This window comes from Vulcaniibacterium gelatinicum, assembly GCF_008033445.1.
In the GTDB taxonomy this organism is placed as follows: Bacteria; Pseudomonadota; Gammaproteobacteria; order Xanthomonadales; family Xanthomonadaceae; genus Vulcaniibacterium_B; species Vulcaniibacterium_B gelatinicum.
The window spans coordinates 1-23,288 of sequence record NZ_VNKO01000017.1; the positions used below are offsets into that span (position 1 = coordinate 1).

Here is a 23,288-nt window from a genome sequence, read left to right on the forward strand (position 1 = left end):
GGCGCAGGTGCAGGCGATGGAGTCGCGGCACGGGGTGGCGCACGGGGCGCACAGCGAGCGGCTGGCGGCGGCGTTGCTGGTCGAGCTGGAGCGGGCGCGGGCGGGGACCGCGACGCGGGTCGAGCTGGATGGGGAGGGACGCGCGCACGCGGTGCTGCCGCGGTTCTACGCGGGCGAGGCGGAGCGGCGGGTGTCGGTGGAGGTGTCGCGTGCGCTCGCGGTGCCGGTGGAGGACAGCGCGGTGCAGTGGCGGCAGCTGCGCGCGCCGCCGCTGCCGGAGCCGCCGGCCGCGCCGCGCAGTGCGGAGCAGGCGCGGTTGCTGGAAGCGTTGCCGGAGGAGACGCGGGCGTTGTTCGCGACCCTGCGCGCGCGGTTTCCGCCGCAGGTGCCGGACGCGCAGGTGGCGCGTGCGATGCGGGCGGCGGAGCAGGGCGGGATCGTGCGTGCCGACCAGGTCGCGGGGGTTGTGGTCCGCGGGCACGAGGCATTCGTGGTGGGGCGCACGCCGGGGGTGCGGGTGGCGATGGACCTGGCGGCGCCGGCGCCGTCGCGGGAGCAGGGGTTGGCGCCAGGGGGCGGGGAGGAGCGCGGCGCGATGCAGCGGGTGCAGGATCCCGTGCACGGGCACGGCCTGCGGCATGGGGCGTTGCTGCGGCGTCCGGATTAGCGCCCGACGGCGCGCCGGGCACGGCGTTCCCGCGACCCGGTCCCGATCGCGCCGGCACTGGCCCGTATCGCCGGCGCGGCGCACAATGCCGGCCGCGGCGCGCGCCCCCACGCGCGTCCGGAGCGGTGCCCATGGATGCGTTGCTGCTGTCGCGGATCCAGTTCGGGTTCGTGATCTCGTTCCACATCCTGTTCCCGGCCTTCACCATCGGCCTGGCGAGCTGGCTGGCGTTCCTGGAATGGCGCTGGCTGCGCACCCGCGATGCGCTCTGGCGCGACCTGTACTTCTTCTGGCTGAAGATCTTCGCGATCTCGTTCGGCATGGGCGTGGTCAGCGGGATCGTGATGAGCTTCCAGTTCGGCACCAACTGGGCGGTGCTGAGCGAGAAGGCCGGCAACATCCTCGGCCCGCTGCTGTCGTACGAGGTGCTGACCGCGTTCTTCCTCGAGGCCACCTTCCTCGGGGTGATGCTGTTCGGCTGGACGCGGGTGCCGGAGCGGCTGCATTTCCTGTCCACCTGCATGGTCGCGCTCGGCACCCTGATCTCGACCTTCTGGATCATCTCGGCCAACAGCTGGATGCAGACGCCGCAGGGCTACACGCTCACCCCGGAGGGCGTGTTCGAGCCGGCGGACTGGTGGGCGATCATTTTCAACCCGTCGTTCCCGTACCGGCTGGCGCACATGGTGCTGGCGGCGTTCATCACCACCTGCTTCGTGATCGGGGGCGTGAGCGCGTGGTACCTGCGCCGCGGCGCGCACGGCGAGGCGGCGCGGCGGATGCTGCGGCTGTCGGTGCTGTTCGCGGCGATCACGGTGCCGGCGCAGGTGCTGGTCGGCGACCTGCACGGGCTGAACGTGCGCGACCACCAGCCGGTCAAGCTGGCGGCGATGGAGGGGCACTGGCGCAGCCACGGTCCCGGCGCGGGCGTGCCGCTGGTGCTGTTCGCGCTGCCGGACGAGGCCGCCGAACGCAACCGCTACGAAGTGGCGATCCCGCGCCTGGGCAGCCTGGTCCTGACCCACAGCTGGGACGGCGAGATCGCGCCGCTGACCGCGGTGCCGGCCGACCGACGCCCGCCGGTGGCGCCGGTGTTCTGGAGCTTCCGGGTGATGGTGGGGCTGGGCGTGCTGATGCTGCTGCTGGCGCTGGCTTCGCTGTGGGCGCTGCGGCGCGGGCGCCTGTACGACGCGCCGTGGCTGCTGCGCGGCTGGCAGTGGATGCTGCCGTCGGGCTTCGTCTGCATCCTGGCCGGCTGGTACGTGACCGAGATCGGGCGCCAGCCGTGGGTGGTGTACGGCGTGCTGCGCACCAGCGAGGCGCTGAGTCCCGGCGTGCACGGCGGCAGCGTGCTGGCCTCGCTGCTGGCGTTCGCGGCGGTGTATGCGGTCGTGTTCGGGGCCGGCATCTGGTACCTGGTGAAGCTGTTTCGCAAGGGCCCGCAGCCGCACGCACCGGTGCCGGAGCGCGTGCCCGGCGAGCGCACCCCGGCGCGGCCGCTGTCGGCCACGGACGAACCGCTCGAGGAGGGCTGAGCGATGGACACCGTGCTGCCGGTGGTGTGGTTCGCGGTGATCGGCTTCGGCGTGCTGATGTACGTGCTGCTCGACGGGTTCGTGCTCGGGCTGGGGATCCTGGCGCCGTTCGCCGAGGACGAGCACCAGCTCGACCACATGATGAACACCGCCGCGCCGATCTGGGACGGCAACGAGACCTGGCTGGTGCTCGGCGGCGCAGGGCTGCTGGCGGCGTTCCCGAAGGCCTATGCGCTGATCCTGTCGGCGCTGTACCTGCCGGTGCTGCTGATGCTGATCGCGCTGGTGTTCCGCGGGGTCGCGTTCGAATTCCGGTTCAAGGCCCGGCGCGGCAGGCGCTTCTGGGGCGCGGCGTTCTCGCTCGGCTCGATCTTCGCCGCGTTCGCGCAGGGCGTGATCCTGGGCGCGCTGGTGGAGGGCATGCCGGTGCAGGAGGGCAAGTACGTCGGCGGCGCGTTCGACTGGTTCAGCCCGTTCTCGATGCTCACCGGCGTGGCGCTGGTGTTCGGCTATGCGCTGCTCGGCTCGACCTGGCTGGTGCTCAAGACCGAAGGCCGGCTGCAGCAGGTGGCGCGCACCCTGACCCGGCCGCTGGTGCTGGTGACGGTGGCGTTCATGGGCCTGGTCAGCGCCTGGCTGCCGTTCCTGGACTCGCGGATCATGGCGCGCTGGTTCGAGGGCGGGAACTTCTGGTGGCTCTCGCCGGTGCCGCTGCTGGCGCTGCTCAACGCCTGGGCGCTGTGGCGTGCGGCGCTGCGCGAGGGCCGCGACGCGGCGCCGTTCGTGCTCGCGCTGACCTTCTTCGCGCTCGGCTTCGCCGGGCTGGTACTCGGGCTCTGGCCGTACCTGGTGCCGCCGGCGCTGACGATCTGGGACGCAGCCTCGCCGCCGTCGTCGCAGGGCTTCGTGCTGGTCGGGCTGGTCGTGCTGCTGCCGGCGATCCTGGCCTACACGTGGTGGTCGTACTCGGTGTTCCGCGGCAAGGTCGCGGCGGACGCGGGTTACCACTGAGCCGGCGCGACCGGTTCAGCGCGGGCGGACCGGCACGTACTGGCCGCGGTCGCCGTAGCGCGGGCCGTCGCGCTCGACGTTCGCGCACAGCCGCTCGCCGCACAGGGTCACGTCGGCGTAGTGCATCGCCGGCCAAGCGCCGCCGAGCAGCAGCGCGAGCAGGCTGCCGAGCACCACGGCGGACGTCTTCCAGAGCAGGCGCCGCTCATCGAGTCGCAGCGGCGTTCGAACTGCTCCATCAGCAGCGCGGCCCTGCCGATGAGCGCGGTCAATTCTTCCTGTTGCATGGGGGGGCTCCTGCCCGTGGTCGTGGACGGGTCAGCGCATGCGTGGCGCGGATCGCGCCCGGACGGGATCCTGCGTTTCCGGCATGACCGCTGGTTGGGTGGCGGCATGCCGGGTGGCGAGGGCCTCCATCGCGTCCAGCGTCGCCATGGCTTCGGCGCGCAGCGCACGGCCGGCGTCATGGTCGGCGGCGGCGCGCAATGCCTGGCGGAACGCGGCGTCGTCGCCGGAGCCGGCGGCGGCCAGCAGCCGCTGCACGAGCGCGGGCGGGTCGTCGCGCCCGCAGCGTTCGCCCTGCCCGATGCCGTCGTTGCGCAGCAGGGTCATGGGGACATCGTGACGCGGCGGCCGGGGCACGAAGTCGGGCAGCGTGAAGATGCCGCCGTCGCCGAACAGGCCGGTGTCCCGGTGGCGCACCGGCTCGCGCACCTGCGGCGCCCTGGGACTGGTGCGGCGCGCCGGTTCCCCGGGAGGGATCGGGCCGCGGATCTGGTCGAGGCGGTCGGCCAGCATCCCGGCAGCGCCGCGCGCGCCGCGGGTGACCGCTTCGCGGGCGAAGGCGACGTCGCCACGGAACTTGTCGAACAGCGGAGCCTGGGCGTCCGCCAGCCGGCGCGTCTCCGGATCGGCCAGCACCGAGCGGTCGGGCCGGCCATGCGCGCCCACGTCGAGGAAGTGGTGCATCGAATGCGAGGCGTGCACGCGTTCGACGAAGGCACCGATGAGGTTGCGCTGGTCGAACGGGTTGCGGTCGTTGCCATAGCCATGGCGGCGCAGCGCCTGCACTTCCTCCGGCAGCGCGTAGCGGACCACCCGGCCGTAGTGCGGACTGGCGGCGCTGACGCCATCGGCGGCCATCACGTGGTTGGTCACGGCATCGCCGCCAGCCGGGATTCGGTAACCCAGGCCGGCCGCGCCGTAGGCATTGAAGGTCTCCCCGCGCAGGGCGAAATGGTGCGCGGTGATCTGCGCCAGGGTGCCGCCGAGGGAGTGGCCGGTGACGGTGACGGTGGGAGCCTGCCCGGTGCGTTGTTCGATCGTCCGAGCGCGCTCCAGTGCACGTGCCGTCAACTCAATGGCATCCTTCGCCTGCGGGTTGACCCGCGCCAGCACCATCGCGCCGTCGGTGGCCACCAGATCGCGGAGGAACTGCGCGTCGAACTCGGTGCCGCGGTGGGCCACGATCAGCGCACCGGTGTCGTGGCGCTGGTAGAGCGTCCCCTGGTAGCCGGAGCGGCGGTGGATGTGCATCAGGGGTTCGTAGGTGACGCCGCTGAGAACGACATGCCTGTACTTGGTGGGATCCACAGGATCGCGTTCAGGTGCTTTGTAGCTGTGGTCTGCAAGCCACGCATAGTCGAGACTGCGCATGCTCATGGCGTCAGCGCCTCCGCCTTGAGGGTGATGCTGAAGAGTTCGTCACGCAGTTCGGGTTTGTAACGAAGGGGATCGGTGAATCCCGAGTCTGGAAAGTCGTCGATGTCTTCGCGCGGATAACCGCCCTTCCAGTAGTAATGGGTCACGCCTGCCGGATGCGTCAGATCCTTGGCGGGCAAGTGGGCGATGAAGGTGGTCTCTCCCGGCGCGCCGGTGGCGCGGAAGGTGAAGATGACCGAATTGAACATCCAGCGGCACACGCCGTGGCCGAAGTAATCCGCCTCGGCCATGCCGTCCACGTAGAACACGGCGACGTGTTCACCGGTGGGCGTGCGGGTGGGGGCAAGGGGCAGTCCCTCGGTGATCGGCGTGGTCTGCACGCCGGAGAACGTCTCCGCGGGCGGCAGGCAGGTCCAATCGGTGATCTGGTAACCCGCGTCCGCCATCACTTCGGCAAACGGCCCGGGCGCATCACGTACGGTGACGGTGACGCGGTAGGCCTGCTGCGGATGCGGGTTGGGGCGGTACGGCGGCCGGTCGTCGTGCATGGCGGGGGCGGATGCGCCGCAGGCGGTGGTGGCGAGGGCGAGCAGGGCGGGCAGGAGGAAGTGGTCGTGCACGGTCATTGCGGCGGCACCTCGGCATCGGCGAGGGAACATGCGGCGTAGGCGAGGACCTGTTCCCACGCCTGGGCCGGGTCGGACAGGGAGGGGGCGGCCGGAGGGTCGCCTTGCGTGACGCAGGCGGCGCTGGCCGGAGAGAGGTCGGTGGGCGCAACTGTGTTGCGGGCTTCGTCGGGCGCGATGCAGGCCGGATGGTGCGCGTCGTCGGAGCGATCTCCGGCGCGATGCGCGGGGATCTCCCCCGGGCCTTGCGCGGCGGCCAGGCCGGAGACGGCAAGCAGCAGGGCGATGACGGGGAGAGGCATGTGTTCCTGCGGAACGGGCGTGCACAAGGGGGATGGCCGCGTCCACCCGGTGGCGGAGCGGGGACGGCGGAACGGGAGAGCGGAACGGCGGCGCCGGCGCGCGCGAGGTGACGGGCGGTCCCTGCGAAGTGCAGCGGTTGCGCTGCCATGCCACTTCCTTGTCGGCAGAATCTGCCGTCGCAGGCTAGTCAGGAGGTCACGCATGGTCAAGCCGGGGCGCGGCCGCTTCCGGTTCCCGCCCCCGTCCTTTTCCAGCACAATCGTTTCCGGGTCTTCCCCGTTGCGGCCGCATGCACGCCTACGTCTACAAGAGCCTGAAAAGGGCCGACACCTACGTCTTTCTCGCCGCCCGCGACGATTTCGAGCGGCTGCCGGAGACGCTGCGCGCGGAGCTCGGGCCGCTGCGGTTCGTGCTCGAGGTGGCGCTGACGCCGGGGCGCAAGCTGGCCCGCACGGACGCCGACACGGTGCGCGAGCACCTGGCCGTGCGCGGTTTCCACCTGCAGCTGCCGCCGCAGGGCGTGGACGATCTGCCGTACGAACGCTGGGGGCGCGATGTCTGAGCGCCGACGCCGGGCGGGACGGATCGCGCTGGCGGCACTGGCGGGCACGGCACTGGCGGCGCTGGCCGGCTTCGGCGGCGTGGTCGCGGCGCTGGCCGGCGCGCTCGCGCAACCGGCCTTCGCGCTCGCGCTGTCCTGGGCGCAGGGCGCGCGCACGGAGCCGGCCGCGCTGCGGCCGGCGCTCGCGCTGGCCGGGGTGTGGGGGCTGGCGCTCGCCGGCAGCGCGGCACTGATCGCCTGGCCGCTGGCGGCGTTGCGCGACAGCGGCAGCCTGGCCGCGGCGATCGGCCTGAGCGGCATGGCCGGGGTGTGCGTGCTGGCGCTGTGGCGCACGTGGCCGCTGTGGCGCGGCCTGGAGCGCGGCGACGGCGGCGACTGGCGGGCGCAGGTGCGCGCGCTGGGCGAGGTCGAGATCGGCGCCTGGCGCGGACTCGGCGCGGCCGCATGCGTGGCCGCGGTGCTGGCGCTGGTGCTGCTCGCGGCGTGGCCGGAGCTGCTGCCGGCGGGCGACGTGCGCTGGGGCGTGGCGGCGCTGCTGGTGCTGCTCTCGCCGCTGGCGCACTGGGGCCTGCAGCGGATCGCCGCGCCGACTCCGCTGCCGGCCATGCCGGTGCCGGCGTTCGCGGCGGAGGCGCCGGCTGCCGACGGCGCCCCCGCCGACCTGCACGCCCACGAACTGGACGAGGCGCTGTACGCCGCGGCCCGCGCCGGGCGCGTGGACCGCGCCCTGGCCCTGCTCGAGGCCGGCGCCGACGCGCATGCGCTGCCGCCGCCGGGCGACCGCGACCAGCGCACCCTGCCGATGCTGGCGGCGGTGCTGCCCGACCTGCGCCTGCTGCGCGCGCTGATCGCCTGCGGCGTGGATCTCAACGCCGTGCACGCCGGGATGACGCCGCTGCTCGCCGCCACCCGCGACAGCTGGCACGGCCGGCCCGAGGCGGTGATGACCCTGCTCGCCAACGGCGCCGACCCGCGCCTCGCCGACGCCGAGGGCAACACCCCGCTGCACCACGCCGCGCGCAGCACCGACCCCGGTGTGGCCGCGCTGCTGCGCGACGCCGCGGCCGAACTCGACGTGGCCAACCGCGACGGGCTGACCCCGCTCGGCATCGCCTGCGCCTGCGGCAACTGGCGCCTGGCCAGGTTCCTGCTCGAGCGCGGCGCGCGGCCCGAGCCGCCCGGCGCCACGCCCGCGTTGCTGGCCGCGGCCGGCGGCGAGGAGGACGACCCCGCCGGCGTGCAACTGCTGCTGCGATACAAGGCTCGGGTGGACGCGCGCGACGCGCGCCGGCGCAGTGCCCTGCACGAGGCGGCCCTGGCCGGGCACGCCGAGATCGTCGGCGCGCTGCTCGCGGCCGGCGCCGACCCGCACGCCTGCGACGGGGACGGCCGCACGCCCTGGCTGGAGGCCGCGCGCGGCGGCCATGGCGCGGTGCTCGAGCGCCTGCTCGCGGTGCGCCCCGAGCCGCACGCGGCCGACCGCGAGGGCCGCACCGCCCTGCACCTGGCCTGCCTGGCCGAGCAGGCGAACCCGGCGCTGGTGCAGCGCCTGCTCGAGCTCGGCCTGGATCCGGCCCAGCCCGACCGCGACGGCCGCCGTCCCGCCGACCTGGCCGCCGAGGCCGGGCGCTGGCGCCTGGTGGCGCTGCTCGACCCCGACTATCCGCTGCCGGCCGCGGTGGCCGATGCCGGCGGTGCCGCGCACGCCCCCGACCGCAGCCCGGCGGTATTGCTGCGCGAAGGCCTGGCCGCCGGGCGTTTCGACGGCCTCGACGCGCTGACCCGGCTGCTGGCGCCGGCCGAACTCGGCGCGCTGCTGCACGAGCCCGAGCTGCAGCGCCGCCCGTCGTGCCTGGAGTGGCTGCTCGCGCACGGGGCCGATCCGGAAGCACGCGCGGACGGGGCGGGCGACACCGTGCTGCTGGCCCTGCTCGGCCAGGGGCCGGCCGGGCTGCCGGCGGCCCAGATCCTGCTGCGGCGCGCGGTCAGTCCCGCCGGCGCCGGCGGGCTGGCGCGTTTTCTCGCCGCCTGCGTCGCCGGCGACCAGGGCGCGCGCGGTCTGGAGGCCGCCGCGCTCGACCTGCTCGAACGCGGCGCCGATCCCTTCGGCGTCTCGCCGGCCGGCGACCCGCCGCTGGCGCTGGCGGTGCGGCTGGGCTGGTCGCGCCTGTGCGAACGGCTGATCGCGCACGGCGCCGACCTGGATGCCTGCGACGCCCACGGCATGACCGCGCTGCACCTGGCCGCCGCGCTCGGCCGTGAGACCGCGCTGAAACTGCTGGTGCGCCACGGCGCCAACCCCGGGATCCGCGCCGCCGACGGGCAGACTCCGCTCGGCGTGGCGCTCGCCTCCGGCCGCCGCGACCTGGCCGACTGGCTCGACTGGCGCGGCTGGCCGCTGCCGCGGCGCGCGCTGCACCCGGCCGACCTGCCGGCGGCGGCGATCGTCGGCGACGCCGACGCGGTGCGCCGCCTGCTCGACCTCGGCCTGGCGGTGGACGCGGTGGACGCCCAGGGCTGCAGCGCCCTGCTGCGCGCGGCCGGCGGCGGCCACCGCGCGGTGGTGGAGCTGCTGCTCGCGCGCGGCGCCGACCCCTGCCTGGCCGCGCGCTCCGGCGCCACCCCGCTCTCGGCCGCGGTGAGCATGCGCCATGCCGACATCGTGGACCGCCTGCTCGCGGCCGGCGCCCCGCTGGAACAGCGCCTGCCCGGCGGCGTCACCGTGCTGATGCTCGCCGCCGCGCTCGGCCTGCCCGACCTGTGCGCGCGCCTGCTCAACGCCGGCGCCGACGTCCACGCCTGCGACGCGCAGGGCCTGGCCCCGCTGCACTGCGCCGCGGTGTACGGTTTCACCGCGCGCGAGCGCCCGCGCCTGGTGGCCCTGCTCGATACCCTGCTGCTGGCCGGGGCCGAACCGGACCAGGCCGCCGCCGGCGGCGTCACCCCGCTGCTGCTGTTGCTCGGCGCCCGTGCCGAACCCGGCACCGCCTGCCACGAGGACGTGGTCCTGGCCGGCCTGGACCGGCTGCTGGACGAGAACGTGGCCCTCGACGCCCGCGACCCGCGCGGCTTCAGCCCCCTGCACCTGGCCGCCCTGCACGGCCTGCCGGGGGTGGTCCAGCGCCTGCTCCGCGCCGGCGCCGACCCCAACCAGCGCGACGCCCTCAACCGCACCCCGCGCGAGATCGCGGTCATGCGCGGTTTCGTGGACATCGCCGCCGAGTTCGCCCCGGCCCCGCCGGGCGGGGTCTCCATGGCCCGGTTCCTGCGCGATCCGGAGTGAGCGCCCCCGGCGCATCGGGCCCAGCGGGTTCACCAGCCTGAACCGCGGCCGCGGCGGGCGCGGGCGCTGGATCCGCCAGCCGGCGACCGGAGCCGGTATCCTGTCGCGTTCCCCGTACCAGCCGGTACGCCGTCGTCGCCGCCCCATGCTGTTCCAACACGTCGCCATCGCCGGTCTCGCCCATGTGGACGCCCCGCGCCGCCTGACCTCGGCCGAGATCAACGCGCGCCTGAAGCCCACCCTCGACCGTCTCGGCATCAAGGCCGACATGCTCGACATCGCCGGCGTGCACGCGCGCCGGCTGTGGGACGGCCCGGTGCAGGCCTCCGACGCCGCCACCCTGGCCGGGGTCAAGGCGCTGGCCGACGCCGGCGTGGACCCCAGCCGGATCGGCCTGCTGGTCAACACCTCGGTCAGCCGCGACTACCTCGAGCCGTCCACCGCCAGCATCGTCAGCGGCAACCTCGGCCTGCCCGACACCTGCCAGAACTTCGACGTCGCCAACGCCTGCCTGGCCTTCCTCAACGGCATGGACATCGCCGCGCGCATGATCGAGCGCGGCGAGATCGATTACGCCCTGGTCGTGGACGGCGAGACCGCCGACCTCGCCTACGAGAAGACGCTCGAGCGCATGACCCGCGCCGACGTCACCGAGGACGACTTCCGCAACGAGATGGCCACCCTCACCCTCGGCTCCGGCGCCGCCGGCATGGTGCTGGCCCGCGCCGAACTCGCCCCCGGCGCGCCGCGCTACAAGGGCGGCGTCACCCGCGCCGCCACGCAGTGGAACAAGCTCTGCCGCGGCAACCTCGACGGCATGATCACCGACACCCGCATGCTGCTCCAGGAAGGGGTCAAGCTCGCGCACAAGACCTTCCAGGTCGCGCGCCAGAAACTCGGCTGGGCGGTGGAGGAACTCGACGAGTTCGTGATCCACCAGGTCAGCAAGGTGCACACCGCCGCCTTCGTCCGCGCGATGGGCATAGACCCGAAGAAGGTCATGACCATCTTCGGCGAACACGGCAACATCGGCCCGGCTTCGGTGCCGATCGTGCTCTCCAAGCTGCGCGAAATGGGCCGCCTGAAGAAAGGCAGCCGCGTCGCCCTGCTCGGCATCGGCTCGGGGCTGAACTGCTCGATGGCCGAAGTGGTGTGGTGAGGGGCGGCGGTCAGCGGCTTGCTTGGCCTGACCGCAGGTGCCTCGCCCTGCCCCCCTCCCGAATCGGGGGCGGTGACCCGCAAGCGGGCAGCGGTTAAGCCAAGTGCTCTTTCACTAACCCGGAAGTCCGGTGAAAGTCATTTCGGATCAAGAGGTTGGAGAGCACCTTAAGCGCCTGAACCGATGGTGGTCGGGGCCGCCCCGGATTGACGAGGCCCCGTCCGTCTTGGCCGATGCTTTGCAAAGAATCTTGCGTAAGCGAGGCCCTTCTCGCGTTCTAAGAAAAAAATTGTTAGAAATCTTTCCTAACGCGGGTCTCCCTCGGGCGTAAGGAAAGAAAGATGCCGGCACGTACTACCGGGCGTTACGTTCCGGGTTCGTTGGCGGGGAGTCGCTACCAGGCCTTCATCCCGGACCCGCTGCCGCCGGATCCGCCGCTGGATCTGGCCATGCACGATCTGCTCTCCCGCAAGGAACGGGCCGACCAGGCCCTGGGCCGGTTGGACGGCATCACCCTGATGCTGCCCGACCCGGAACTGTTCCTGTACCAGTACGTACGCAAGGAGGCGCTGCTGTCGTCGCAGATCGAAGGCACGCAGTCTTCGCTGTCGGATCTGTTGCTGTTCGAGCTGGACGAGGCGCCGGGTGTGCCGATTGACGATGTGGAGGAAGTGTCCAACTACGTCGCGGCACTGAATCACGGTTTGAAGCGGCTGCGCGAGGACGATTTCCCGTTGTCGCTGCGCCTGATTCGCGAAATGCATGCCCTGCTGCTGCATGGCGGACGCGGCGCCGACAAGACCCCGGGCGAGTTCCGCAGGGGGCAGGTCTGGGTTGGTGGCCCATCGCCGGCGCTCGCGCAGTTCGTACCGCCCCCCCCCGACGCGCTCGATGCAACGCTTGCCGCGTTCGAGCGGTTCCTGCACGCTCCCGCCTCCGATGCCTCTCCGCTCATCAAGGCTGCGCTCGCGCACGTGCAGTTCGAAACCATCCATCCCTTCAGCGACGGCAACGGCCGCCTCGGCCGGTTGCTGATCACGCTGATCCTCTGCCACGAAGGCGTGCTGCGCGAACCCAGCCTGTACCTGAGCCTGTACTTCAAGCAGCGCAGGTCCGACTACTACGACCGGTTGAACGCCGTGCGCATGCGCGGCGACTGGGAGGGCTGGCTCGGATTCTTCCTTGATGGCGTGGCCGACACCGCACAGCAGGCGGTGGAGACTGCGCAGCGTCTGCTCGCGCTGCTCGCCCGCGACCGCGCGCGCATCGCGACCCTGGGCGCGCGCGCCGGCAACGTTGGCCTGGTGTTCGAGCAGTTCGCCCGCAGGGTCCTGCTCGGCGTGCCGCAGGTGCAGCCGCATCTCGCGCTCAGCGCGCCCACCATCCGCGCCGCGATCCGCACGCTGGAGGAGATGGGGATCGTCAACGAACTCACCGGTCAGCGGCGGCATCGCGTGTTCGCCTACCGGCAATATCTCGACATCCTCAGCGAGGGAGCGCAGCCGTTGTGAACACGCGCCGTCTGGGCACCGCAGCGCCGCGTCTCAACCTCACTTGGGCCGACATCCGCGGCCGTGCTACCGCATTCGCACGCGAGTGGGCGGGCGAAACTGCAGAGCGCGCCGAGGCGCAGACATTCTGGAATGAGTTCTTCGCCATCTTCGGCGTCAATCGCCGGTGAGTGGCGGTGTACGAGAAGAAGGCCGAACGCTTCGGCAAGACGGGAAAAGGGCGCATCGACGTGTTCTGGCCAGGCACGCTGCTGGCCGAGCACAAGAGCGCCGGTCAGGACCTGGATGCTGCCTTCGAGCAGGCCACCGATTACTTCGCAGGCCTGAGCGAGGAAGAGCTGCCGCGCTACGTAGTGGTATCGGATTTCCGCAGCTTCCGCCTACACGACCTGGACGAGGGCAGCGTCACTCAGTTCGCACTTGCCGAACTTCCGAAGCACATCGCATGTCCGCTACGCTGCGTAACCAGTTGCTACGCACTATTTGGCGGCCGGCTCAGTAATTCAAAAAACCTGAAAAAACAATGAATTACCCCGACTACCCCTTCACCCCGCGCCGGATCGAGGTTCGCCCCGGGATCGCGATGTCGTACCTCGACGAAGGCCCGCCGGGCGGCGAGGTCGTCGTCATGCTGCACGGCAATCCGTCGTGGAGCTACTACTGGCGGCACCTGGTACTGGGCTTGCGCGACCGCTGGCGCTGCGTGGTGCCGGACCACATCGGCATGGGCCTGTCGGACAAGCCGGACGACGCCCGCTACCGCTACACGCTCGCCTCGCGCGTGCAGGACCTGGGCACGCTGCTCGATGCGCTCGGCATCGCCGGCCCGGTGACGCTGGCGGTGCACGACTGGGGCGGGATGATCGGGATGGGCTGGGCGCTGGCGCATCCGGAGCGGGTGCGGCGGCTGGTGATCCTCAACACCGCGCTGTTTCCGCTGCCGCCCGGCAAGCCGATGCCGTGGCAGCTCTCGTTCGGGCGCGACTCGCGGCTGGGCGCGCTGCTGATCCGCGGCTGCAACGCGTTCGCGGAACTGGCCTCGCACGTCGGCGTGGCGCGGCCGATGCCGGCGCCGGTGCGCCGTGCGTACGTGGCGCCCTACGACTCCTGGCACAACCGCATCGCCACCTTGCGCTTCGTGCAGGACATCCCGCTGCGCGAGGGCGACCCGGCGTGGGCGCTGGTGGCCGAGGCCGGCCGGCGCCTGCCGGAATTCGCCGACCGCCCGGCGTTCATCGGCTGGGGCCTGCGCGATTTCGTGTTCGACCGCCACTGCCTGGACGCCTGCACCGCGGCGCTGCCGCAGGCGGAAGTGCACGCCTTCGCCGACGCGCACCACTACGTGCTGGAGGACGAGCACGAACGGCTGGTGCCGGCGATCCGGCGCTTCCTCGACGCGCATCCGTTGCCGGGTGGCGGCAACGGGGCGTAGGACGGGCCTGCGCCGGCGCGTCGGGACAATGGGCTGCGGACACGACAGCCCCCGTTCCCGCTAGCGCGAGGCGGGGGCCTCGCGTTCCCAGTGGAACACCTGGTCCAGCGGCTTGCCGAAGACATCCGCGATGCGGAACGCCAGCTCCAGCGTGGGCGAGTACTTGCCGGCCTCGATCGCGGCGATCGTCTGGCGCGTGACCCCGACGCGCGCACCGAGTTCGGCCTGGGTCATCTCGCCGGCGAGGAACCGCAGCGTGCGGATCTGGTTGCTGAGCCGGCCGCTGCTCACGTGGCCCCCTGGCGGTAGCCACGGGCGATGAGGCCGTGGCGCACCACCTCGGCGATCGCGATCGCCAGCAGGGTGGCGTGCACGATCTGCCAGCGATCGGCGCTGAACGGCAAATAGCAGCCCACGAAGATCGTGCCGAACATCAACGTGTGGTAGCCCGCCGACGAGGCCCGGCCCTCGATGGCGTGGTCGCGTTCGTCCACCGGCTCGGCGGGGGCCCTGCCGCGTCGCACACGTGCCACGAGGCGGTCAATGCCGACCACCACGGCCATCAGCGCCAAGGGGATGGCGAGCAGGCCGATGCGCTGGCCCTCGGACAGGGCCTGCCATTCGCGCGCGTAGAACCCCACCCCGATGAAGTAGGTCCCGAGCAAGACCACCAGGGCGGCCATCCAGACCCATGCAAACCGTTCGCGTTGCACCATGACCGTTCTCCCGTTGAGGGGGCAGCAGTGTCAATCAAGATTTACTGAATGTCAATAAATATTAACACGATGTCATGCAAAGCCACCGTCGAGGGCGGGATGGCTCCCGGAGGCCTGGGCTTGCGGGGGCTCGCGGGACGGGAAGGTGCGGCCGGCGCGAGTTGCGCCCTTACGCCGCCTGCGCTTCCCAATCCGCCGGGGTGAGCGGCGGCAGGCCGTGGGCCTGGCGGGCCTTGTCGCATTGCGGGCTGGGGGCGCCGAATTCCCAGGAGGCGGGGACGTCGCGGCAGACGCTGGGGCGGACAGGGTGGATGGTGCAGCGGCTGCGGCGGCCGATGTCGGCGTCGAGGGCGATGCAGCGTGGCCGCGCCTGCGAGGTGCCGCGCATGGCCACTTCGTGCGTGCGCAGGGGCTCGGTGAGGGCGGGCGGGACCTGGCCGCCGAGGGTCGGGTCGGCCTCGGACCAGTGGAAGGACACGCGGAAGTAGGCGCAGCAGGCGCCGCACGACAGGCACGGGTGGGACATGTGCGGGTCGCGGAAGGGCAGGGTGGACGCGGGTGGCGACCCTCTGCCGGCGCCGCCGGGCGCGGGATTTTGCGGATCGGCGGGCGGAGTGCAAGGGGGGCGCCGAACCGGCCCCAACATCCTGGTTACCGCGCGGCGCGGCCGTTTCGTCGGCTCGAAAATTGGCGGGATCTTCGCAAGACCTTGGCCACCGCCAGCGGCGACAATGTGCGGATGGACGCTCCCTGCAACATCGCCGCCGCCCTGCCGCGCCTGGCGCACGCGCATCCGGCGCGCATCGCCATGCACTGCCCGGGCCGCGACGGCCGCTACGAGGTCGCGCTCACCTATGCCGAGCTGGACGCGCGCAGCGACGCGATCGCCGCGGGGCTGGCCGCGCACGGGGTGGGGCGCGGCACCCGCACCGTGGTGATGGTGCGGCCCACGCCCGAGTTCTTCCTGACCATGTTCGCGCTGTTCAAGGCCGGGGCGGTGCCGGTGCTGGTGGATCCGGGCATCGACAAGCGCGCGTTGAAGCAGTGCCTGGACGAAGCGGAGCCGGAGGCGTTCATCGGCATCCCGCTCGCGCACCTGGCGCGCACCCTGCTCGGGTGGGCGCGGTCGGCGCGGGTGCGGATCACCACCGGCGCACGCGCCTGGCTGGCCGATGCCACCCTGGCCCAGGTCGAGCGCGCCGGCGCGGGCGCGGGGCCGCAGCTTGCCGACACCCGCCCGGACGAGATCGCCGCGATCGCCTTCACCAGCGGTTCGACCGGCGTGCCCAAGGGCGTGGTCTACCGCCACCGCCACTTCGTCGCGCAGGTCGCGCTGATGCGCGCGGCGTTCGACCTCGAGCCCGGCGGCGTGGATCTGCCCACGTTCCCGCCGTTCGCGCTGTTCGACCCCGCGCTGGGGCTGACCTCGGTGATCCCGGACATGGATCCCACCCGGCCGGCGCGCGCCGATCCGCGCCGGCTGGTGCAGGCGATCGAGCGCTTCCGCGTCACCCAGCTGTTCGGTTCGCCGGCGCTGATCGCGGTGCTGGCGCGGCACGGCGTGCACCTGCCGACGGTGCGGCGGGTGACCTCGGCCGGTGCGCCGGTGCCGGCCGAGGTGGTGGCGGCGATGCGCGCGCTGCTGCCGGAGGACGCGCAGCTGTGGACGCCCTACGGGGCGACCGAATGCCTGCCGGTGGCGGTGATCGAGGGTCGCGAGCTGGAAGGCACGCGCGCGCTGACCGAGGCCGGCGCCGGCACCTGCGTCGGCCGCCCGGTGCCGCCGAACGAGGTGCGCATCATCCAGGTCAGCGACGAGGCGATCGCCGAGTGGGACGACGCGCTGCAGGTGGCCGCCGGACAGGTCGGCGAGATCACCGTGGCCGGGCCGACCGCGACCGACAGCTACTACAACCGCGCGCAGGCCACGCGCCTGGCCAAGATCCGCGAGCGCACGGCGGACGGACACGAACGCATCGTCCACCGCATGGGCGACCTAGGCTATTTCGACGCGCAGGGGCGGCTGTGGTTCTGCGGCCGCAAGTCGCAGCGGGTGATGCTCGCCGACGGCACCACGCTGTGCACCGAGCAGGTCGAGCCGGTGTTCAACACCCATCCGCAGGTGCGCCGCACCGCGCTGGTCGGGGTCGGCCCGCGCGGCGCGCAGCGTGCGGTGCTGTGCGTCGAGCTCGAACGCGGCGTGGCGGCGGCGCAGTGGCCGCGGATCGAGGCCGAGCTGCGCCACCTCGGCGAGGGCTTCGTGCACACCGCGAAGGTGGGCGCGTTCCTGCATTACCCGAACCCCTTTCCGGTGGACATCCGCCACAACGCCAAGATCGGCCGCGAGCGGCTGGCGGCGTGGGCGGCGCGCCGGCTGGAGCGACGTGCATGAGGATCCTGGTCACCGGCGGCGGCGGTTTCCTCGGCCAGGCGCTGTGCCGCGGCCTGGTCGAACGCGGGCACGAGGTGGTGAGCTTCAACCGCGGCCGCTATCCCGCGCTGGATGCGCTCGGCGTGCGCCAGGTGCAGGGCGACCTCGCCGATCCCGCGGCGGTGCTGCGCGCGGCGGAGGGGTGCGAAGCGGTGTTCCACAACGCGGCCAAGGCCGGCGCGTGGGGGCCGTACGCCGACTACCACCGCGCCAACGTGCTCGGCACGCGGCACGTGATCGCGGCCTGCCGCGCGCACGGCATCGCGCGCCTGGTGTACACCTCCACGCCGAGCGTGACCCACCGTGCCACCCATCCGGTCGCCGGCGGCACGGCCGAGACCGTGCCCTATGGCGAGCACCTGAAGGCGCCGTACGCGGCCACCAAGCAGATCGCCGAACGCGAGGTGCTGGCCGCCAACGACGCCACCCTGGCCACCGTCGCGCTGCGCCCGCGCCTGATCTGGGGCCCGGGCGACAACCAGCTGCTGCCGCGCCTGGTCGAGCGCGCGCGCGCCGGGCGCCTGCGCCTGGTCGGCGGCGGCGACAACCTGGTGGACACCACCTACGTGGACAACGCCGCGCAGGCGCATTTCGACGCCTTCGCGCACCTCGCCCCGGGCGCGGCCTGCGCCGGGCGCGCCTACTTCATCAGCAACGGCGAGCCGAAGACGATGCGCGAGACCCTGAACGCACTGCTCGCCGCCGCCGGCGCGCCGCCGGTGCAGCGCGCGCTGCCGTTCCCGCTCGCCTACGCGATCGGCGCGGTGTGCGAGGGGCTGTGGCATGTGCTGCCCCTGCGCGGCGAACCGCCGCTGACGAGGTTCCTGGCCGAGCAGCTCGCCACCACCCACTGGTACGACATGGGGCCGGCCCGGCGCGATTTCGGCTACGTGCCGCGGGTGTCCTTCGCCGAAGGGATCGAGCGGCTGCGGGCGGCATGGCGCGCCGGCCCTACAATGCCGCGATGAGCCCGACGCCGTTCAACTGGAAGGTGCCCGCCGGCCGCGCGCTGGAGGCGGCGCTCAACCACATGCTGGCGCTGGATCCGGACACGCGCGCGGCGCTGCGCACGCTCGACGGCCGGCGCGTGGCGCTGCAGGTGGACGCCCCGCCGCTGGCGCTGCAGGTCACGGTCGAGGGCGAGGCGCTGCGGGTGGGGCCGGCGGCGGACGCGCCCGACCTGCAGGTGCGCGGCACCCTGTCCGGGCTGATCGCGCAGCTGCCGTTCCTGCGCCGCGACGACGCCCCGCCGATCGGGAAGATGATGCTCTCCGGCGACGCTGACCTCGCCCGCCGCCTGCAGCGCCTGGCCGAACGCTTCGATCCGGACTGGCAGCGGCCGTTCGCGGCCGCGTTCGGCGACGTGCTCGGGGTGCAGATCGCGCAGGGCCTGGCGCGGGCGCTGCGCCAGGCGCGCGTGCTCGGCCGCGAACTGGCCGGCAGCACCGCCGAGTACCTGACCGAGGAATCGCGCGACGTGGTCGCGCGCGGCGAGGTGGAGGCGTTCTGCGACGACGTGGACGCGCTGCGCGACGACGTCGAGCGCCTGGCCGCGCGCATCGCGCGCCTGCAGCGCGGGGCGGCGGCGTGAGGTCGTTCGCGCGCGCGCTGCGGATCGGGCGGGTGCTGCTGCGCTACCGCCTCGACGCCCTGCTGGCCGAGACGCCTGCCGAACGCTGGCTGCGCCTGGCGCGGCCGTTCGTGCCGCGCGCCACCCCGCGCATCGCCGAGCTGCCGCGCGGCGCGCGCCTGCGCCTGGCGCTGCAGGAGCTGGGACCGATCTTCGTCAAGTTCGGCCAGATCCTGTCCACCCGCCGCGACCTGATGCCGCCGGACATCGCCGACGAGCTGGCGCTGCTGCAGGACCGGGTGGAGCCGTTCGACGGCGAGATCGCGCGGGCGCTGGTCGAGCGCGCGCTCGAGCGCGGCATCGGCGAGGCGTTCGCCCGCTTCGACACCACGCCGCTGGCCTCGGCGTCCATCGCCCAGGTGCACGCCGCGCGCCTGCACGACGGCCGCGAGGTGGTGGTGAAGGTGCTGCGGCCGCAGGTCGAGCGCGAGATCGCCGCCGACATCGCCCTGCTGCGCGGCATCGCCGCGATCGTCGAGCGCACCCACCCTGCCGCCGACAAGATCCGCCCGCGCGCGATCGTGGCCGAGGTCGAGAACACCCTGGCCGCCGAGCTCGACCTGCAGCGCGAGGGCGCCAACGCCAGCGTGCTGCGCCGGTTCTGGGAAGGCTCGCCCGACCTGTACGTGCCGGAGGTGATCTGGACCCACACCCGCGAGCGCGTGCTCACGCTCGAGCGCGTGCACGGCATCCCCAGCGACGACATCGCCGCGCTCGACGCCGCCGGCATTGATCGCCGCGCGCTCGCCGCCAAGGGCGTGCGCGTGTTCTACACCCAGGTGTTCCGCGACAACTTCTTCCACGCCGACGCCCACGCCGGCAACATCTGGGTGGACGCCGATCCGGCGCGCCGCGCCGATCCGCGTTTCATCGCCCTCGACTTCGGCATCGTCGGCCAGCTCTCGGACGAGGACCAGTACTGGCTCGCCGAGAACTTCATGGCGATCTTCAACCGCGACTACCGCCGCATCGCCGAGCTGCACGTGCGCGCCGGCTGGATGCCCGCGCACATCCGCCTGGACGAGCTCGAGGCCGCGGCGCGCGCGGTGTGCGAGCCGTATTTCACCCGGCCGCTGGCGGAGATCTCGCTGGCCGAGGTGCTGGTCAAGCTGTTCCGCACCGCGCAGCGCTACGAGCTGACCCTGCAGCCGCAGCTGATCCTGCTGCAGAAGACCCTGCTCAACATCGAGGGCCTGGGCCGCCTGCTCGACCCGAAGCTCGACATCTGGGCGGTGGCGCGGCCGGTGCTCGAGCGGATCCTGGCCGAACGCTACAGCCCGCAGCGCCTGGCCGGCGAGTTCCGCAAGCGCCTGCCGGAACTGGTCACGCGCGCGCCGGACATGCCGAGCCTGCTGCACGCGTGGCTGGCGCAGCAGGTCGGCGGCCGGCACGAGCTGTCCATGCGCTCGCAGGACCTGGCCGAGCTGGCGCGCGTGGCGCGCGACGGCCAGCGCCGCACCGTGGCCGCGATCCTCGGCACCGGCCTGCTGGTCGTGGCTGCGGTGCTGTACGCGCTCGAGGCCGGCGGCCCGCGCCTGTGGAACGTGCCGGTCTCGACCTGGATCGCCGCCTGCGGCGGCCTGTGGGCGCTGCTGGCGGCCTGGCCGCGGAGATGACCGCGCCGCTTGCCGGCGGCGGGGATGCGCCGTTGCCGATCCTGTACCGCGACGAGTCCCTGGCCGTGGCCGGCAAGCCGGCCGGGCTGATGGTCCACGACAGCAAGCTGGCCGGCGGCGAGACCGATTTCGTCGCCGACCGCCTGCGCGCGCAACTCGGCCGGCCGATCTTCCTGGTCCATCGTCTGGATCGCGCCACCAGCGGCTGCCTGCTGCTCGCCTTCGATCGCGACACCGCCGCGGCGCTCGGCTGCAGCCTGATGTCGGGCGCGGTGGAGAAGGACTATCTGGCGGTGTGCCGGGGCTGGCCGCCGGAGCATTTCGTGGTGGACCATCCGCTCGACGGCGGCCCCGGCAAGCCGGAGAAGAAGCCGGCGCGCACGCGGTTCACGCGCCTGGCGACCTGCGAGTTGCCGTTTCCCGCCGCGGGCTTTCCCACCTCGCGCTACGCGCTGCTGCGCGCGCAGCCCGAGACCGGCCGCTTCCGCCAGATCCGGCGCCATCTCAAGCACGCCTCGCACCATCTGATCGGCGACACCAGCCACGGCGACGGGCGGCACAACCGCCATTTCCGCATGCTCGGCATCCACCGCATGCTGCTGCACGCCGAGCGCCTGGCCTTCCCGCATCCGCACACCGGCACCCGGGTCGAGGTCGTCGCCCCGCTCGACGCCGAGTTCGCGCGCGCGGTGGCGTTGTTTGGCGATGGGGGGCTTGGGGGGTAGCGGGGCATGTGCGTGCACGGTTTCGGAGTGCGGGAGGCGCGAACCCTCGGGCAGCATCTCGGCGCCCCGCCCGAAGCAAGCTGACACACGCACACTGACACGCCTGCGCCGCAGGACGGCCTCGCCGCCCTTCGCGCGCCAGGCGGCGAAACGCACGCAGCGCTGATCGCCCATCCCCTGCCCGTACAATCGTCCCATGCTCCGCATCGGCGCCCTGGCCATTCCCGACGACGAACTGGTCGAACGCTTCGTGCGCGCCGCCGGCCCCGGCGGCCAGAACGTCAACAAGGTCGCCACCGCCGTCAAACTGCGCTTCGACGTCGCCCGCTCGCCCTCGCTGCCCGAGCCCGTGCGCGCCCGCCTGCTCGCCCGCCGCGACCGCCGCCTCACCGCCGACGGCGTGTTCGTCGTCAATGCCCAGCGCTTCCGCACCCAGGACCGCAACCGCGAGGACGCCCGCGACCGCCTCGCGCACTTCATCGAAGCCGGTCTGCGCGCCCCCAAACCGCGCATCGCCACCCGCCCCACCCGCGCCGCCCGCGAACGCCGCCTCCAGGCCAAGCGCGGCCGCAGTACGATCAAGCGCGACCGTACCCGCCGCGACTGGGACTGACGGCCCCCACGCACCAAGGCACCGCATGGCGCTTCCGCAACCCGGCCAGCCCGGCTACGTCCTGCCCCTGCCGCCCAACGCCCCGCGGGTGAAGCCCAACCGCTTCACCCGCTGGCTCGGCCGCACCCTCCTGCGCCTGGGCGGCTGGCGCATGGTCGGCACGTTTCCCGACATCCCCAAGCTGGTCCTGATCGGCGCCCCGCACTCGTCCAACTGGGACGGCATCTGGGGCTTCGCCGCCAAGCTCGCCCTCGGTCTGGAGATCAAGATCCTGGGCAAGCACCAGCTGTTCTGGTGGCCGCTGAGCGTGCTGCTGCGCCGGCTGGGGGTGATCGCGGTGGACCGCAGCGCCGCCAGCGGGGTGGTCGAGCAGGCGGCCGCGCTGCTGACCGCAAGTGACAAATTGTGGTTCGGACTGGCGCCCGAGGGCACCCGCAAGCCGGTCGAACGCTGGAAGCCCGGGTTCTGGAAGATCGCCCATCTGGCCGGGGTGCCGGTGCTGCCGGCCTACTTCCACTACCCCGAGAAGATCATCGGCATCGGCCCCTTGTTCACCCTGGGCGAGGACATGGAGGCCGACATCGCCCGCATCCGCGCCTGGTACCGCCCCTGGCAGGGCAAGCACCACGGCACCCCCTGAGGGACGGGCGGCGCCATCGCGCCGCCGGGCGTGGCCCCCGCGGCATGGCTTTTGCGTCATTCTGGCTACCCCGTCACAAAACGTGACGGGCATCCAACTTGGCCCCCTGAGGGGTGGGGCAATGCATGCACGTCCTGATCACCGGCGGCGCCGGTTTCATCGGGTCCCATCTGGCGGACCTGCACCTGGGGCGCGGCGACCAGGTCCATGTGGTGGACGACCTGTCCACCGGCCTGCGCGCGAACCTGGCCCAGCACGAGGACAACCCGGACTTCCGTTTCGACGAGGCCGACATCCTCACCTGGGACAAGCTCGAGCGCGCCGTCGGCTGGGCCGACCGCATCTATCACCTGGCCGCGGTGGTCGGCGTGTACCGGGTGATCGCCGAGCCGACCAAGGTGCTGGCGACCAACATCGCCGGCTGCGAACGGCTGTTGCGCGCCGCGCAAGCTGGCGGCTGGAAGCCGCAGGTCGTGCTCGCCTCCAGTTCCGAGGTCTACGGCCACAACGAGGAGGACGTGCTGCGCGAGGACCAGGACCTCTCGGTCAGCACCCGCGTCGGCACCCGCTGGGGTTATTCGGTCAGCAAGATCGCCGACGAGGCCTTCGGCCTGGCCTACGCCCAGCGCTTCGGCATCCCGGCGGTGATCGCGCGCTTCTTCAACACCATCGGTCCGCGCCAGGTCGGCCGCTACGGCATGGTGGTGCCGCGCTTCGTCGCCCAGGCGGTGCGCAACGAGCCGATCACCGTGTTCGGCGGCGGCCAGCAGACCCGCTCGTTCTGCGACGTGCGCGACACGGTCGAGGCGCTCGACCTGCTCGCCTGGCGCGCCGGGCGCAACACGCTGGTGGTCAACGTCGGCAACGACCGCGAGATCAGCATCCTGGAACTGGCCGAGCTGGTGATCGAGCGCGCGCAGAGCCGCTCGACGATCAAGCACGTGCCGCTGCGCGAAGCCTACGGCGAGGACTTCGAGGACATCCGCCGGCGCCGGCCGAGCCTGGCGCGGCTGCGCGCGCTGACCGGATTCGAGCACCGCTACACGCTGGAACGGACGATCGACGATTTGATCGCGATCGAACGCGCACGCCTGAACGAGGCCCGAGATGGCTACTGCACCCTGGTTCGTCCTGAGTCCGAACGCGCTGCTTAGCACGATCGGATT

The 23,288-nt window shown here is 72.6% G+C and carries 24 protein-coding genes and 1 pseudogene; 18 read left to right on the top strand and 7 right to left on the bottom strand.

Annotation, left to right across the window (positions count from 1 at the left end):
* The 3 genes from FPV26_RS12665 to cydB form a co-directional block, all read left to right on the top strand.
* Positions 1–667, top strand: a 667-nt coding sequence (locus FPV26_RS12665; protein ID WP_181952626.1) for an XVIPCD domain-containing protein, incomplete at its 5' end; no start/stop codon positions are given.
* Positions 668–798: 131 nt separating this feature from the next.
* The gene (locus tag FPV26_RS10165; protein WP_147653771.1) at positions 799–2,202 is read left to right on the top strand and encodes a cytochrome ubiquinol oxidase subunit I; all 1,404 of its coding nucleotides are present in this window, start codon (positions 799–801) and stop codon (positions 2,200–2,202) included.
* A 3-nt stretch (positions 2,203–2,205) separates the two neighbouring features.
* Complete coding sequence (gene cydB / locus FPV26_RS10170; protein ID WP_147653772.1) at positions 2,206–3,213, top strand: cytochrome d ubiquinol oxidase subunit II; 1,008 nt, start codon at positions 2,206–2,208, stop codon at positions 3,211–3,213.
* A 15-nt stretch (positions 3,214–3,228) separates the two neighbouring features.
* Here the strand turns inward: cydB and FPV26_RS12670 are convergent.
* The 4 genes and pseudogenes from FPV26_RS12670 to FPV26_RS10185 all read right to left on the bottom strand — a co-directional run.
* A pseudogene (locus FPV26_RS12670) lies at positions 3,229–3,420 on the bottom strand (relaxation protein); the annotation flags it as partial.
* Between the two features lie 111 nt (positions 3,421–3,531).
* Positions 3,532–4,875, bottom strand: a complete 1,344-nt coding sequence (locus tag FPV26_RS10175) for a Tle-like phospholipase domain-containing protein (RefSeq protein WP_147653773.1) — start codon at positions 4,873–4,875, stop codon at positions 3,532–3,534.
* Positions 4,872–5,501 carry a hypothetical protein gene (locus FPV26_RS10180; RefSeq protein WP_147653774.1) on the bottom strand — a complete coding sequence of 210 codons (630 nt, stop codon included), beginning with the start codon at positions 5,499–5,501 and terminating at the stop codon, positions 4,872–4,874. Before FPV26_RS10180 ends, FPV26_RS10175 begins: the two co-directional genes overlap by 4 nt.
* Positions 5,498–5,803, bottom strand: a complete 306-nt coding sequence (locus FPV26_RS10185) for a hypothetical protein (protein WP_147653775.1) — start codon at positions 5,801–5,803, stop codon at positions 5,498–5,500. Before FPV26_RS10185 ends, FPV26_RS10180 begins: the two co-directional genes overlap by 4 nt.
* Before the next feature lie 290 nt (positions 5,804–6,093).
* Between FPV26_RS10185 and FPV26_RS10190 the strand changes: the two genes are divergently transcribed.
* From FPV26_RS10190 to FPV26_RS10215, 7 genes are all read left to right on the top strand, one after another.
* Positions 6,094–6,366, top strand: coding sequence for a YcgL domain-containing protein (locus FPV26_RS10190; protein ID WP_147653776.1), 273 nt, complete (start codon positions 6,094–6,096; stop codon positions 6,364–6,366).
* Positions 6,359–9,649, top strand: a complete 3,291-nt coding sequence (locus FPV26_RS10195; protein ID WP_147653777.1) for an ankyrin repeat domain-containing protein — start codon at positions 6,359–6,361, stop codon at positions 9,647–9,649. Before FPV26_RS10190 ends, FPV26_RS10195 begins: the two co-directional genes overlap by 8 nt.
* 145 nt (positions 9,650–9,794) lie before the next feature.
* Positions 9,795–10,808, top strand: coding sequence for a 3-oxoacyl-ACP synthase III (locus tag FPV26_RS10200; RefSeq protein ID WP_147653778.1), 1,014 nt, complete (start codon positions 9,795–9,797; stop codon positions 10,806–10,808).
* Between the two features lie 341 nt (positions 10,809–11,149).
* Positions 11,150–12,319 (top strand): Fic family protein, encoded by a 1,170-nt coding sequence (locus tag FPV26_RS10205; protein ID WP_181952628.1) that lies wholly within the window; start codon positions 11,150–11,152, stop codon positions 12,317–12,319.
* Positions 12,316–12,489 (top strand): type IIL restriction-modification enzyme MmeI, encoded by a 174-nt coding sequence (locus tag FPV26_RS13015; RefSeq protein WP_181952629.1) that lies wholly within the window; start codon positions 12,316–12,318, stop codon positions 12,487–12,489. Before FPV26_RS10205 ends, FPV26_RS13015 begins: the two co-directional genes overlap by 4 nt.
* Before the next feature lie 6 nt (positions 12,490–12,495).
* Positions 12,496–12,846, top strand: coding sequence for a type IIL restriction-modification enzyme MmeI (locus FPV26_RS10210; protein WP_147653779.1), 351 nt, complete (start codon positions 12,496–12,498; stop codon positions 12,844–12,846).
* Entirely contained in the window at positions 12,843–13,751 is a 909-nt protein-coding gene (locus tag FPV26_RS10215) for an alpha/beta fold hydrolase (RefSeq protein WP_147653780.1), read from the top strand. The genes FPV26_RS10210 and FPV26_RS10215 overlap by 4 nt, the downstream gene beginning before the upstream one ends.
* 60 nt (positions 13,752–13,811) lie before the next feature.
* On the opposite strand, the gene FPV26_RS10220 is transcribed toward FPV26_RS10215, so the two are convergent.
* The 3 genes from FPV26_RS10220 to FPV26_RS10230 all read right to left on the bottom strand — a co-directional run bounded on the left by FPV26_RS10220 (position 13,812) and on the right by FPV26_RS10230 (position 14,993).
* Positions 13,812–14,042 carry a helix-turn-helix domain-containing protein gene (locus FPV26_RS10220; protein WP_147653781.1) on the bottom strand — a complete coding sequence of 77 codons (231 nt, stop codon included), beginning with the start codon at positions 14,040–14,042 and terminating at the stop codon, positions 13,812–13,814.
* Positions 14,039–14,467 carry a hypothetical protein gene (locus FPV26_RS10225; RefSeq protein WP_147653782.1) on the bottom strand — a complete coding sequence of 143 codons (429 nt, stop codon included), beginning with the start codon at positions 14,465–14,467 and terminating at the stop codon, positions 14,039–14,041. Before FPV26_RS10225 ends, FPV26_RS10220 begins: the two co-directional genes overlap by 4 nt.
* A gap of 169 nt (positions 14,468–14,636) precedes the next feature.
* Positions 14,637–14,993 (bottom strand): YkgJ family cysteine cluster protein, encoded by a 357-nt coding sequence (locus FPV26_RS10230; RefSeq protein WP_147653783.1) that lies wholly within the window; start codon positions 14,991–14,993, stop codon positions 14,637–14,639.
* A 213-nt stretch (positions 14,994–15,206) separates the two neighbouring features.
* Between FPV26_RS10230 and oleC the strand changes: the two genes are divergently transcribed.
* The 8 genes from oleC to FPV26_RS10270 all read left to right on the top strand — a co-directional run bounded on the left by oleC (position 15,207) and on the right by FPV26_RS10270 (position 23,276).
* Positions 15,207–16,859: an olefin beta-lactone synthetase gene (gene oleC / locus FPV26_RS10235; protein ID WP_147653784.1), complete on the top strand. Its 1,653-nt coding sequence runs from the start codon at positions 15,207–15,209 to the stop codon at positions 16,857–16,859.
* The gene (gene oleD, locus FPV26_RS10240; RefSeq protein WP_147653785.1) at positions 16,856–17,866 is read left to right on the top strand and encodes a 2-alkyl-3-oxoalkanoate reductase; all 1,011 of its coding nucleotides are present in this window, start codon (positions 16,856–16,858) and stop codon (positions 17,864–17,866) included. Before oleC ends, oleD begins: the two co-directional genes overlap by 4 nt.
* Positions 17,863–18,489, top strand: coding sequence for a ubiquinone biosynthesis accessory factor UbiJ (locus tag FPV26_RS10245; protein ID WP_147653786.1), 627 nt, complete (start codon positions 17,863–17,865; stop codon positions 18,487–18,489). Before oleD ends, FPV26_RS10245 begins: the two co-directional genes overlap by 4 nt.
* On the top strand, positions 18,486–20,144 hold the full coding sequence (gene ubiB, locus FPV26_RS10250; protein ID WP_147653787.1) for a ubiquinone biosynthesis regulatory protein kinase UbiB: 1,659 nt from the start codon (positions 18,486–18,488) through the stop codon (positions 20,142–20,144). The genes FPV26_RS10245 and ubiB overlap by 4 nt, the downstream gene beginning before the upstream one ends.
* Entirely contained in the window at positions 20,141–20,869 is a 729-nt protein-coding gene (locus tag FPV26_RS10255) for a pseudouridine synthase (protein WP_147653788.1), read from the top strand. Before ubiB ends, FPV26_RS10255 begins: the two co-directional genes overlap by 4 nt.
* 196 nt (positions 20,870–21,065) lie before the next feature.
* On the top strand, positions 21,066–21,482 hold the full coding sequence (arfB, locus tag FPV26_RS10260) for an alternative ribosome rescue aminoacyl-tRNA hydrolase ArfB (RefSeq protein ID WP_147653789.1): 417 nt from the start codon (positions 21,066–21,068) through the stop codon (positions 21,480–21,482).
* A gap of 25 nt (positions 21,483–21,507) precedes the next feature.
* Positions 21,508–22,122, top strand: coding sequence for a lysophospholipid acyltransferase family protein (locus tag FPV26_RS10265; protein ID WP_147653790.1), 615 nt, complete (start codon positions 21,508–21,510; stop codon positions 22,120–22,122).
* 125 nt (positions 22,123–22,247) lie between these two features.
* Complete coding sequence (locus tag FPV26_RS10270) at positions 22,248–23,276, top strand: NAD-dependent epimerase/dehydratase family protein (protein ID WP_147653791.1); 1,029 nt, start codon at positions 22,248–22,250, stop codon at positions 23,274–23,276.
* Positions 23,277–23,288 lie beyond the last annotated feature (12 nt).

Coding starts and splice junctions, on each gene's coding strand:
- FPV26_RS10165 (WP_147653771.1), top strand. CDS start 799: ATGGATGCGTTGCTGCTGTCGCGGATCCAGTTCGGGTTCGTGATCTCG.
- cydB (WP_147653772.1), top strand. CDS start 2,206: ATGGACACCGTGCTGCCGGTGGTGTGGTTCGCGGTGATCGGCTTCGGC.
- FPV26_RS10175 (WP_147653773.1), bottom strand. CDS start 4,875: ATGAGCATGCGCAGTCTCGACTATGCGTGGCTTGCAGACCACAGCTAC.
- FPV26_RS10180 (WP_147653774.1), bottom strand. CDS start 5,501: ATGACCGTGCACGACCACTTCCTCCTGCCCGCCCTGCTCGCCCTCGCC.
- FPV26_RS10185 (WP_147653775.1), bottom strand. CDS start 5,803: ATGCCTCTCCCCGTCATCGCCCTGCTGCTTGCCGTCTCCGGCCTGGCC.
- FPV26_RS10190 (WP_147653776.1), top strand. CDS start 6,094: ATGCACGCCTACGTCTACAAGAGCCTGAAAAGGGCCGACACCTACGTC.
- FPV26_RS10195 (WP_147653777.1), top strand. CDS start 6,359: ATGTCTGAGCGCCGACGCCGGGCGGGACGGATCGCGCTGGCGGCACTG.
- FPV26_RS10200 (WP_147653778.1), top strand. CDS start 9,795: ATGCTGTTCCAACACGTCGCCATCGCCGGTCTCGCCCATGTGGACGCC.
- FPV26_RS10205 (WP_181952628.1), top strand. CDS start 11,150: ATGCCGGCACGTACTACCGGGCGTTACGTTCCGGGTTCGTTGGCGGGG.
- FPV26_RS10215 (WP_147653780.1), top strand. CDS start 12,843: ATGAATTACCCCGACTACCCCTTCACCCCGCGCCGGATCGAGGTTCGC.
- FPV26_RS10225 (WP_147653782.1), bottom strand. CDS start 14,467: ATGGTGCAACGCGAACGGTTTGCATGGGTCTGGATGGCCGCCCTGGTG.
- FPV26_RS10230 (WP_147653783.1), bottom strand. CDS start 14,993: ATGTCCCACCCGTGCCTGTCGTGCGGCGCCTGCTGCGCCTACTTCCGC.
- oleC (WP_147653784.1), top strand. CDS start 15,207: ATGGACGCTCCCTGCAACATCGCCGCCGCCCTGCCGCGCCTGGCGCAC.
- oleD (WP_147653785.1), top strand. CDS start 16,856: ATGAGGATCCTGGTCACCGGCGGCGGCGGTTTCCTCGGCCAGGCGCTG.
- FPV26_RS10245 (WP_147653786.1), top strand. CDS start 17,863: ATGAGCCCGACGCCGTTCAACTGGAAGGTGCCCGCCGGCCGCGCGCTG.
- FPV26_RS10255 (WP_147653788.1), top strand. CDS start 20,141: ATGACCGCGCCGCTTGCCGGCGGCGGGGATGCGCCGTTGCCGATCCTG.
- arfB (WP_147653789.1), top strand. CDS start 21,066: ATGCTCCGCATCGGCGCCCTGGCCATTCCCGACGACGAACTGGTCGAA.
- FPV26_RS10265 (WP_147653790.1), top strand. CDS start 21,508: ATGGCGCTTCCGCAACCCGGCCAGCCCGGCTACGTCCTGCCCCTGCCG.
- FPV26_RS10270 (WP_147653791.1), top strand. CDS start 22,248: ATGCACGTCCTGATCACCGGCGGCGCCGGTTTCATCGGGTCCCATCTG.